Source organism: Desulfobacteraceae bacterium (assembly GCA_022340425.1).
In the GTDB taxonomy this organism is placed as follows: domain Bacteria; phylum Desulfobacterota; class Desulfobacteria; order Desulfobacterales; family JAABRJ01; genus JAABRJ01.
Map to the genome: position 1 here is coordinate 1 of JAJDNY010000156.1, position 11,331 is coordinate 11,331.

9 protein-coding genes are annotated in these 11,331 nt (G+C 58.5%); 7 read left to right on the forward strand and 2 right to left on the reverse strand.

Annotated elements, in window-relative coordinates:
• Positions 1-1,593, reverse strand: a 1,593-nt coding sequence (locus LJE63_13545) for a PAS domain S-box protein (GenBank protein MCG6907630.1), incomplete at its 3' end; no start/stop codon positions are given.
• Positions 1,594-2,101: 508 nt separating this feature from the next.
• Between LJE63_13545 and LJE63_13550 the strand changes: the two genes are divergently transcribed.
• Together LJE63_13550 and LJE63_13555 are read left to right on the forward strand one after the other, a co-directional pair.
• The gene (locus LJE63_13550; protein MCG6907631.1) at positions 2,102-3,061 is read left to right on the forward strand and encodes a lysophospholipid acyltransferase family protein; all 960 of its coding nucleotides are present in this window, start codon (positions 2,102-2,104) and stop codon (positions 3,059-3,061) included.
• The gene (locus LJE63_13555) at positions 2,997-4,130 is read left to right on the forward strand and encodes a hypothetical protein (GenBank protein ID MCG6907632.1); all 1,134 of its coding nucleotides are present in this window, start codon (positions 2,997-2,999) and stop codon (positions 4,128-4,130) included. The genes LJE63_13550 and LJE63_13555 overlap by 65 nt, the downstream gene beginning before the upstream one ends.
• Positions 4,131-4,189: 59 nt before the next feature.
• Here LJE63_13555 and LJE63_13560 read toward each other — a convergent pair whose 3' ends face one another.
• Positions 4,190-4,846, reverse strand: coding sequence for an NAD(P)/FAD-dependent oxidoreductase (locus tag LJE63_13560; protein MCG6907633.1), 657 nt, complete (start codon positions 4,844-4,846; stop codon positions 4,190-4,192).
• A 389-nt stretch (positions 4,847-5,235) separates the two neighbouring features.
• Here LJE63_13560 and LJE63_13565 point away from each other — a divergent pair, with 389 nt between their 5' ends.
• From LJE63_13565 to LJE63_13585, 5 genes are all read left to right on the forward strand, one after another.
• Positions 5,236-8,175, forward strand: coding sequence for a PAS domain S-box protein (locus LJE63_13565; protein MCG6907634.1), 2,940 nt, complete (start codon positions 5,236-5,238; stop codon positions 8,173-8,175).
• A gap of 723 nt (positions 8,176-8,898) precedes the next feature.
• Positions 8,899-9,099 carry a cold shock domain-containing protein gene (locus LJE63_13570; protein MCG6907635.1) on the forward strand — a complete coding sequence of 67 codons (201 nt, stop codon included), beginning with the start codon at positions 8,899-8,901 and terminating at the stop codon, positions 9,097-9,099.
• A 48-nt stretch (positions 9,100-9,147) separates the two neighbouring features.
• The gene (locus LJE63_13575) at positions 9,148-9,468 is read left to right on the forward strand and encodes a hypothetical protein (GenBank protein ID MCG6907636.1); all 321 of its coding nucleotides are present in this window, start codon (positions 9,148-9,150) and stop codon (positions 9,466-9,468) included.
• A 302-nt stretch (positions 9,469-9,770) separates the two neighbouring features.
• Entirely contained in the window at positions 9,771-10,085 is a 315-nt protein-coding gene (locus LJE63_13580; protein ID MCG6907637.1) for a hypothetical protein, read from the forward strand.
• Between the two features lie 1,048 nt (positions 10,086-11,133).
• Positions 11,134-11,331, forward strand: a 198-nt coding sequence (locus LJE63_13585; protein MCG6907638.1) for a hypothetical protein, incomplete at its 3' end; no start/stop codon positions are given.

Below are 11,331 nucleotides of genomic sequence, written 5' to 3' on the forward strand. Positions count from 1 at the left end.
CACCATGATGAGGCTGCCGCGATAGCCCTTGCCGGAGAACAGCGGCACGCTGCTGGCAAGCGCCGGCAGGATGCCGCCGCCATTTTTTCCAAAAGACACTTCGCCCCGCGCTGATTTTTCGTTCAGGTTTTCCCGGATGAGGCCGAGAAACTTCTTTTTGCCTTCCTCCGCGACCAGATCGTAGATGCTCATCCCGGTGAGATCCTCGTAGCCGATCTGGCGGGCCAGGGTACGGTTGGCAAACCGGATACACCCGGTCTCGTCCACCACCCAGATCCCCTCCTGAGAATTTTCAACGATCTCCCGGTACATCCGTTCCGACTCCCGCAGCTTTTGGTAGAGGGAGGCGTTCTCCAAGGCCATGGCGATCTGGTTGGCGAAGCTCGATATGAAATTCCGGTCTATCTTTGAGGATGTTCGGCCTTTCTTGCTATCCCCCACGAGGAGGCCCATGGTCTCACCACGGGCGAGAAGTGGAACGAGAATGAAGGAGGAGGGCTTGAAGACCTTCAGGAGGGGGTTTTCGGGGTTCAACGAAGCGATCTTTTCGTCCGCCAGGAAAAAGGGGCGTTTTTCCCGGGCGGATCTCGCGAGGATGTTGCGTTCCTTCCCAATGGAGACCGAGTAGCCTTTGAGGCGATCGAGGACCTCTTTTTCCACCCCGACCGCATTGACCAGCGTGAGGTTCGAGAGCGATTCGTCCAGCAGAAAAACACCCGCCCGGTCGAGATGCGCCACCTTGATCAGACGTTTGAGGACGATCTCGATCAGGGCGTCCAATTCCAGGGTGGAGAGAAGGGCCTTGCCGGTCTCGTGAAGGCCTTCCAGCTGCGCGACCTTGGTGGTGAGGGCGGCGTTTAGGGCATTAACCTCCTCGTACTTTTTGCGGATGATCGCCTTGTCCTGCTCCAGCTCCGCGATGCTCGCCCGGGCGACCTTCCACGGGGCGAAAAGACGAAAAAAGAACCGGGCGATGCTGCCCCTGCTCCAGCTCAATCGATACTCGCAGTAACGCCCGCCATGAAAGAAACATTCCGTCTCGATCAGGCGTGTCGGCGGAAGCCTCCAGATCACCGGAACGGCTTCGTAAATCCCCTTGTTGTAGTGACAGAAGTCTTCGGTCAGGGGGATATCGGGGTTCCAGTGGAGACGGGTCGTGGCCGTGGTACCCTTTAAATCCACGAGCTCGATGCGCTTGGTGCGATTGAAATGGTCGTTCACGCGCTGGATTTGCCGCAGCGCCATCACCGGCCCGCCAAGAGCGGCCAGTAGGATTCGTTGGATGTAGCCGAGTCGTTTTCCCGTGACGGAATAAAATCCTATCTTGCGGGGCGCGTCCGCGTCATCGAGGATCGATTTGGCACGCTCGTAAAGCAGGGCGAGAAGGGGAGCAGAAATCCAGTTGTTAGGATCCGACAGAAACGCCTTCGGGTCCTTGACCCCGGGAAGTTCCGTATCCAGGCCCGCCAGGAGAATTTTACTTGCACCCGGCTGTTCTTTTTCAACGTAATCGATGACCGCCAGGGAATTGATGCAGCTGTTGTGACGATCATCGATCGGATGGTGGCAGGCTTCTTTGGGTGTCTCGAACATGTCGGCTGAACCTGTTTTAAGCAGCTCTCATTAGGCTGCGTGCGATGATCCAACAGATAAGGAAAAGGGGTGGTTTCGATGCCGTGCTCGGCGGCACGGCGGGTATGCTGCCGGTCGATTGGCACCGTCAGCAAATTGATGTTCAGGGTCGTCAAAAAAGCGTGACGCGAAGGTCTTTGCGCTTGGCTCAGAGGTGATTTTGAGCCCCGTTCAGCGTCTCCAAAAAGGGGACCCAAAGAAATGAGTTTTATTTTAAAATTAATCCTACAACGATCCCGGCAAAAAGAAAACCCATATATTGTGTATTAAAAACGACAGAATAACATAATGCAGGTTAAAAAACGATAAAACGAATCCAAGGGTTACATTTGGTATAAAAATTTCATAAAAAAAACAAATATTACGATATATGAATTATCCCGACGAAATTCATGGGCGAAGGAGGAACGCTTTTTTTGGAAAATAAAAGGAGGAAAGGCGCATGTCTGAAAACGTTTCCAAACCGGCCATGGGACTCAGTCAGTTTTTTCAACTTTGGTTCAATGTGATTCTCGCGCGATTTTTGGGCATCCGGTTTCTCCGGGCGTATCTTTATTTTCTCGGCATCTGTTTTTTTTCTTTTCGTCATAAAGAAAGACAAAATTTAGGCCTCGGCATTTCGCATGTTTTTGGTGACAGCCATTGCACACTTGTTCTGCGTTGGATGCAACTGAAGGCCGCCTGCGGGGTCTTCGAGCATTATCTGGAAAAGCTCGTCCTGGCCCACAAGTCCCTCGCCTGGACGCTGCGTTATCTTGCAAAGCGCCTGACGATCCAAAACGTCGCCGAGCTTGACCGGATTGCCTCCGAGGGGCGGGGCGGGATCCTGGTCACGGGCCATTTCGGGGCCGTGGAGTATCTGCCGCTGGCCCTTGCCATGAACGGCTACAAAGTCGCCATGATCTGCCGCTTCAAGACCTCGCGGCTGAAGGAGGCGCTGGCCAAAAGGGCAGAGGAACAGGACGTCATGATCATCGATGCCGGCGAGCCGAACGTGGCCTTCCGTGCTTTCGAGGCCATCCGGCAGGGTCGCATCCTTATAACCGAATGCGACGAGTTTGAACAGTGGCGTGCCGACCGCAGCGGCACCGTGAGGGTCTTCGGCCATTTGGTGCCCCGCGACAAGACCCTCGATTTTTTCTATCGTCGCACCAAGGCCCCTGTCATCATGGGACTCATGCGGCGGGATGGGGGCCGATTCACCCTGTGCATCGAACCCATTGCCGACGGCGAGGAAAAGATCGTGATGGGCAGCGCCGCCTGGCGGAGCCTTGAGGCCTACATCCTACGCCATCCGGAGCAGTGGTACCAGTGGAAGGATGCGGTGCGAGACCTTGAACCCCACATCGATTGGAGGCAGGGTGGTGAGAATCAGGGAAGTGTGTCTTTACCGGCTTGCCATCCCGTTCCGGCTGCCAGTTTCTCATAGTCTGGCCGAACGCAGCCGGGCCGAGGGGATCGTTGTCATCGCCAGGGATGCGGACGGCACCTGCGGCTATGGGGAGGCGACACCGCGTGAGTACGTCACCGGTGAGACCCTGGACGGCTGCTTGGGGAGCGTGCGGGACCTGGGGCATCTGGTTGTCGGTCGGGTCGTGGATTCCGTGAGCGAACTCTTGGGCCTTCTCCGTGAGCTGGGTGAGACGCCGACGGCCCGTCTCTTCCCGTCCGCGCTGTGCGCCATCGAGATCGCGTGCCTCGACCTCTGGGGCCGCCGGGTGGGCTTGCCCGTTGCGAAAGTTTTAAGCGGCGGCGGTGCCGATCGCTTCACCTATTCGGCTGTTCTGCCGCTTCTTTCGGACGCGCTCTTCGACCGGTTGCTCGACCTGACGGCGACCCTCGGTATGAAGTTCGTGAAGATCAAGGTGGGCGCCGGCGTCGAAAGGGATCTGGAACGCATCCGGCGCGTGCGCGTCCGGCTGGGGGCGTCGGTGGATATCCGGGTCGACGCAAACGGCGGCTACACCCCTGAGGAAGCCCTGGATTTTCTCGGCCGGGCCCGCACGTTGGCGATCAGTGCCATCGAACAGCCCGTCCCCAAGGGGGACCTCGACGGGATGAAGCGGGTTTCGGACGCGGGCGGGGTCCTCGTGATTGCCGATGAATCCCTCTGCAGCATGGCGGATGCCCGGCGGATTGTGGCCGCAGGGGCCTGCCGCGGCTTCAACCTGAGGCTTTCCAAGTGCGGCGGGTTTCTGAAAAGCCTTGCGATCTGGGATTTTGCATCCCAAAACGGGATTGCCTGCCAAATCGGAAGCCACGTGGGCGAGACGGCCATCCTTGCCGCAGCAGGGCGTCAACTGGCCGCTCTCTGCCCCGGTCACATTTATCTGGAGGGGTCTTTTTCCCGCAGGCTGCTGGCCGAGGATCTGGCGGTCGAGGATGTGGATTTCGGCGCCGGGGGAAACGCCCAGGCGCTTTCCGGTCCGGGCCTCGGGATAGAGCTGGCGCCGACGGCCCTCGTCCGTTTGGGTGTCATGGTTCACCGGATTCCTTGACCCTGCAGCCGTTGGCGCAGCGCCCTGGCGACGCCGGAGTTTAAAAAAACACCACATCCTCAGGCGACGGCACTCCTGAACGGCTCGAGGCCGATGCGGTCGATCATTTTCCCCAGGCGCTCGCCCTTGTTGGCGTTTTCCTGATAAAAGCGCACAACCTGGTCGACAGCCCGCAACACCGGCTCATCTGCGAGACCCGCTAGAAGCTCCTGCCCGATGCGCGGGGCGGCGCCCACATTGCCGCCGATGACCACTTGCCACCCCTCCTTTTTGCCGATCAAACCGACATCCCGCACCCATGACTCGGCGCAGCTCAGCTGGCATCCGGATACGGCCATCTTGAATTTGCCGGGCAGCTCCAGCCCGTGATAGCGTTTGTCCAGTTTCATCCCGATGCCCAGCGCATCCTGCTGGCCCAGCCGGCAGTAGGTCGTGCCCGGGCAGGAGCGGACGCTGCGGACGCAGAGCCCCACCGCCGCCCCGACGCCCAGTTGCAGCTCCTGCCAGACCTCGTCGATGACCTCCTCCTCGAGCCCGATGATCGCGATCCGGGTGGCGCCGGTGATCTTGATGGCCTGGGCGTGGTATTTTTCAGAAACATCGGCGATCTTGCGCAGCAGCTCGGGCGTCACGAGGCCGCAGGGAATATGGGGGGCAATCGCGTAGGTTTTTTTGTCGCGCTGCAGGATGGCGCCTTTCTCTCCCAGTTTCAGCATCTCTTTCCTCCAATGGTCGATTGCATGGCCGCTTTCAAAATAGCGCCCGGTTGTGGTCCCGGGCGCGGTCCCGAAGCCGCTGCGGCGCATCGTGAAGCTGGCGACGGGGCAACCGAAATTTCCCCACCCAACTTGATACATCTTGTTTTTGTTGTCAAAGCAAAACGCCCACTGTCGCCCTGGTTGCGGCTTGTTTGCCCCGGAAGTCCGGGCCCGCGGTCAGCGATCGGCGCGCAGGGGGTTGGGGATGCCGCGGCACGTCCCGGCTTTTTCGATTTTGATGCCCCCCGCGGGGATCTGAAAGTTTAAAAAATTATTGTTTTGGGCTATGAAATAAAAAAACGTTTTCAGGCGAATCCGCACCCGAGCGACACCCGGTAGGGGACCCCATGAAGGATCGTTACAAAACCAAAGCGCAGCTCATCGCCGAGCTGAACCAGCTTCGGCGCCAGAGCCCATGCGGGCAGTTGTTGGCCGCGGGTTGCAGCCGCATAACGGCGGATCTGGCCCGCGCCCAGGATGGGCCGCAGACCATTTTCGACAGCCTGCTGGAGCATGTGGTGTTTCATGATGCTCAGATGCGGGTGCTGTGGGCCAACCGGGCGGCATGCGAGTCCGCCGGCCTTTCCCGGGAGGAACTGACCGGCCGCTTCTGCCACGAGGTCTGGGCCGAACGCGCAACGCCCTGCAAGGGCTGCCTGGTGGTGCGCGCCCGCCAAACCGGCCACCACCAGGCAGCCGAAAAGCAGACCCCCGACGGCCGGCACTGGTATGTCCAGGGCGTTCCGATCCTGGACGTCGATGGCGGCATCGCGGCGGTGGTGGAGCTGACGGCCGAGACCACCGAAAGAAAGAGAGTCGAAGAGGCACTATACAAAAGTGAACAGCGCTATCGCACCATTGTCGAGACCATTTCCCACGGAATTCTGGAAATAGACGCCGCTGGTACGATCACATTCGCCAACGCCGCCCTCAGCCGGCTCTTGGGGTATCGTGAAGGCGAAATCCTTGGCCGCAAGATCAGCGATTTTCAGGTTTCCGGGGAGGCCCAAGAGGGCATAGGCCGACGCCTTGCCAACCTCGTCAAGGACCGGCCCGAAGCCACCCAGTGGATAACCCGGATCCGGGCCAGAGACGGCCACATCCTCGACCTGCAAGTCGACTGGGACTACAAACGGGATCTGAAAGGCCGGGTGGTCGGGTTTATCGCCGCGGTGACCGACATCACCGCGCGCCTGCAGGCGGGTGCGGCCCTCAAAGAGGCCCATGAGGAGCTGGAAAGGCGCGTGCTGGCCCGCACGGCCAAGCTGATGATCGCCAACCAGCAGCTGCAGCGGGAAATCGAAACCCGCGAACAGGCCGAGGCCCAGGCCCGGCAAAAGGATCGGAAGTATGGCGATCTGTATGCCCTGCTGCGGTTGACCGTCGATACCGTGCCCGATCTGATCTGGGCCAAGGATTTAAACGGCCGTTACATCCTGGCCAATCAGGCGATCTGCGACAAACTCCTGATGTGCGGCAGCCCGGATGCGGCCATGGGCAAAACGGATCGCTATTTTGCCCAGCGCGAGCGGGCGGCGGGTTATCGCCACGCTTTCGGGGCAAAGTGGGCCGATTCAGACGCCGCTGTCAAAAAAAGCAAGGCAGCGCTGCGCTTTGTGGAGGAGGTTTGGGTCAGGGACCGGGCGATCGTGCTCGATGTGCATCAGGCGCCTTTTTTTAACGAAAAGGGCGAAATGGTCGGCACGGTCGGTTGCGCCCGCGACGTCACCAAGGAAAAGGAGATCGAAACGGCGCTGCGCAAAAGCCAATCCGAGCTGGTCGCCGTTTTCGAAAACGCCCCGGTGGCAATCGTCCTGGTGGATGCGCAAACCCGGGTTTGCCGGGCCAATCGCGTAGCGCTGGCGATTACCGGCCGTTGCCAGGAGGACATCATCGGCCTTCCGGGGGGGGAGGCCCTGGGATGCCGCAACGCCCTGGATGACCCCCGGGGTTGCGGCTTCGGCCCCCACTGCGAGAGTTGCAGCGTGCGCGTCATCGTCGAGGACACCCTGAAAACCGGCCGGGCCCACCATGAGGTCGAGGCCGCGCTGCCGCTGGGCAGCTCCAGCGCCCCGGATGAAATGCATCTGCTGGTCTCCACCGCGCCGCTGGGCCCCCTGAAAAGCCGCATGGCGGTTGTCTGCCTCCAGGACATCACCCAGCGCAAAAAGGCCCAGGAGGCTTTGAGGGAAAGTGAGGAAAGATTCCGTCGAATGTTCGAAGACACGGTCCTCGGCCTGTTTCAGGGCACCGTGGACGGCGAGCTGCTCACCGTCAACCCGGCCTTTGCCAAGATGTTCGGTTATGACACCCCTGAGGATCTGCTGTCGTCTTTGGGGAGCAGCGCCCTGGAATTGTACGCCAATCCCGCCGATCGGCCCGCCAAAATACAGCTGGTGCTGGCAAGCGAAAATCCCACGGAAACCGAAATCCACTACCGCCAGAAGGACGGGTCGACCTTTTGGGGGCAATTTCGGGTCTGGAAGGTTCGGGGTGAAAAGGGGCGGCCGCTGTATCTGGAAGGCTGTGTCGAGGACATCACCCAGCGCAAAAAGGCCGAAAAATCCCTGCGGGAATCGGAAAAGCGCCTGCGCTTTCTCTCCTCCCGATTGCTGGCCGCCCAGGAAAATGAGAGCCGGCGCATTTCGCTGGAAATTCACGACAACCTGGCCCAGAACATGGCCGTGCTGAAACTGCAGTTGGCCACCGCTGTCAACCGGCTGCGCAAGGACCAGGGCAAGCTGAAAGCCGAGTGTCAAAACATCCTGCAATTCGTCGACCGCATTATCGAAAGCATGCGCAACCTGTCACGCGATTTGAGTCCGTCGATCATCGAGGACCTCAAACTGTGCGCGACCCTGAAGTGGATGCTCTACGATTTCGAAAACCAAACCGGCATCGCCCCGTCCCTCAAGTTGACCGACGTCGATGACCTGTTTTCCTCCGCCGACCAGATCATTATCTACCGCATCTTTCAGGAGGCCCTCAACAACATCCGCAAACATGCCGATGCGCGCCAGATTGCGGTGGAGGTCCGTAAAGACGGTGGCCAGGTGGTCCTTCAGATCCAGGACGACGGCCGCGGCTTTGACATTCAAGAGAACTGGCGGCGCCATGTGGCTGAAAGAGGCCTGGGGCTGGCCGCCATGGACGAGCGGGCGCGGATGCTGGGCGGCACCCTGGAGATTGTCGCCCAAAAGGGCCGCGGGACCTGTCTCACCCTGACCCTCCCCGTCGCAGAGTCCCCCGCGTCTGTTGATCTTCCGCCGCCGGCAGCCCGCGTCTGACGCCTATTCTGAATCCGCCGGGCCGGCCGGCAGCCCCCATCCGGAACGTTTTTCCCCAAGCGCCCAGGCCGCCAAACCGTCTTGCCTAGCGCCCCTTACCCCTCTCCCAGACGGTCCTCTCGTCGTTTTCCGGCCGCAAAATAACCACTTGTGGTGATTGTCGCGGTCCTTGAACTGGACTAAAAGAGAACCAGCGACTTTCGCAAGCGGAAAGCTCCGGGCTGGCTTGGAACGTCCCAAATGCGCCAACCGGTCGCGAGGGGCCGTTGGGGAAAGGGGGGCAAGGTGAAAAAAGCGGGTTTCCGTCGGCGTGCGCCCCAAATTCCCATCGTCTGCAGTCTTCCCGGCGCGGATAAAACCTTCGATGCCGAAATGACCACCTGCACCGAAAAGGGGATTTGTTTTACTTGCAACCCCGCGTTCAATTCGGCCCTCGCCGAAGGGCAGACCATTTTATTCTGGCCCAGAGGCGCGTCCGTCGGCGGCTCCAGGGTGCCCCAAGGCCCGGAGGGCCTTCGCCCCCTGTCCCGCGCCAGGGTCCTGCAGCGCCAGGCGCTCAGCGGCGCAAGGGGTACCGTCTGCAAGATCAGCGTCGAATACTGTTAGTACTCCGAAAAAGTGACCCGCGCGTTCGATCTACGCGCCATTCGGCCGGCGCCCGCATCTCGCGGTCTGGGACCGACTGCCGTGGCGGTGAACGCGCAACCAAAGGAGCATGTCAAGATGGCCAGCGGCGTTGTCAAATGGTTTGATCAAAACAGGGGCTACGGCTTTATTCTGGAGGAAAACGGGGCGGATGTTTTTGTGCATTGCTCGGGTATCATCGGCGACGAACGCAGGACCCTCAAAGAAGGCGACCAGGTGGTTTTTGAAATTCAGACCGCGCCCAAAGGCCCGGCAGCGGTGGATGTGATGGTGGTTTAAAGGGCCTGGCGGAAAACATTCCGCATTCTAAAAAGGAGGACGTAAAGCATGCAAAACGGTAAAATGGTCAAGGAAATCATCGCGCTTCAGAAATCTTTTTTCAACGGCCTGTTTGAAGTCGCGGCTGTTTACCAGGACCAAACTATCAAATTCAACGGTATCCTGGGTAAAAAGATGGGGCTTTCCCATGGCGTGGATGACATCATCGGCCACTGGCAGGGGGCTCTCAAGCAGCAGCGCGACGGGTTGAAGCAAATCATGGACACCGGTTTCGCCCAGTGGGAGGCGCTGGTTTTAGCGGGGAGCCCCGAAGCGGCCCCCCAGGAACCCACCGCTGGCAGACCGTCAGGGAAAACCAAAACAGCCTGATCCCCACCCCCATAAGCAGCGTTCAATTCCCCAGCACGTCCGCTGCCGGGGCTCTTCGTCATGGGGTAATAAAATCCAGACATATACTTTGAACGGTCATTAATTTCGATTCCCTCCAACTCCCTCTCCCGCTGGGAGAGGGAGTTGGGTGAGGATAAAAAATCCAAGATTGTAACTGCTCAAGGAATAAAAGGAAAATAACAAAAAATAGTTGGAATTACAGCGTTCTGGGAATGCCGCAGCAGATCGGCCTCATGTCCGGCCAGCAACACCACAATCCCATCAAAAAAGGAGGTCGAATCATGGTTCTTTTTGTTCAAAAATGGGACGTCGCCCCTGGCAAATTGGAAGAGTACAATGAATGGATTCCGTCGGCCATGAAGCGCTGCCTGAGCACCCCGGGACCCATCGAATTGCGCGGATACAAACCGGCCATCGGCTCCCAACAAAGTGTCGTCACTTGGGAGTTCGCCGATCTGGAATCTTGGGCGAAATGGCATAGCGACGAAGAGCTTGTGAAGGTTCGCGCGGAATTTATGTTGCTGACAACCAACCGGATGGAGGAACTCTGGGGTCCGTCACCGATCATCCCCGAACCCATCCGGCCGGGCGCCTGAAACGGAAACCGGGTTAAAATCTATTTCGCTCCGGCACTGAGCGAAAGGCTATACCGCAAGTGCCACGGCCCGGAAAAACGCCAACCCACGCTACCGCATTCGGGCCTCCGATTCGCTTCAACTAGAGATATCCGGGGGGATCGTCGAAGACCGGGAAGGGCGCGGGTGAGTGGCCCGGCAGCTTTTGAAGCTGCTGATTGAAATCGGCGGCCTGTTTACACCGCCGGCGCGCCTCAGCCCAGGATGACGCCGTGGCGGCGAACCGCAACATCCCACCGTTGAAAAGTAGCGCGCGTAGGTCATCCAAAACGACCGGCAGGCACAGAGACCTCGTTGGGCGCAAGGCTTAATAGGACGGTCTCCGCGAAACACCACGCCATGACGACGGAATTTTCGACCAAAAACCGAGCGCGTATCAGCGCCTTCCTTACGCGATCATATCACGAATGGATAGTACCGTGAGACGATGAACGCTCCGGAGCCGTTTCAATTGATCGCTGACCTCGCGCACCGGTGTTCTTTTTGAGGGGGCAGCAGGTTGCAACATCGCTACGGGCAAGTCTTATTTTGTGGTCATTATTTTCGCGCCCTTGATGACATACTCCAGAAATTGGGTGAGGTTTGTTCTCGCCTCATAGGCTCCAAGGCTTTCCACAAGGCACCCCCATTAAGCTGGTTTGAAGCTATCCCAAATCGACGTTGAGGGCTGCGAAAGGTGAGTTCTTATCATCTGACCTCAACTCAACTAAACCCACCTCACCTCACCATCACCGACCTTTCGAGTACCTGTCAAGGAAACCAGAACGCAAGGTAGGAAACCGATGTTCATTAACCAGATAGCGCTCTTCGTTTCTTTCAGTCTTTTCTGCAGTGCTGGCCTTTTTGCCGGTATCAGTTTGCCAGCCCGGATCATCGCCAAATCTGCAGGAGGGGCGATGAATTATCACAGCGAAAATGGAGATGAGTTGTCGATTTTCCTGATTGCGAAAAGGAGGACTTTTAAGCCGATAGGGAGAAAAAATGGACCCTTTAGAGAGAGGAGATAACCATGCGAGTACTGAGCAGTCTTATCGTCACCATGTTTTTGCTTTGCGGTGGGTCTTGGAGAGCGGACTTCAGCGTTGCCCACGCTGCTTTCTGTCCATCTTCTGGAACATTGGCGGGCATACAAATTTCACACTACTGGGATAGCACGCAAGCTAATCCTTACTATAGACAAACAATGGAGTGTGACGGTACCGTGGGT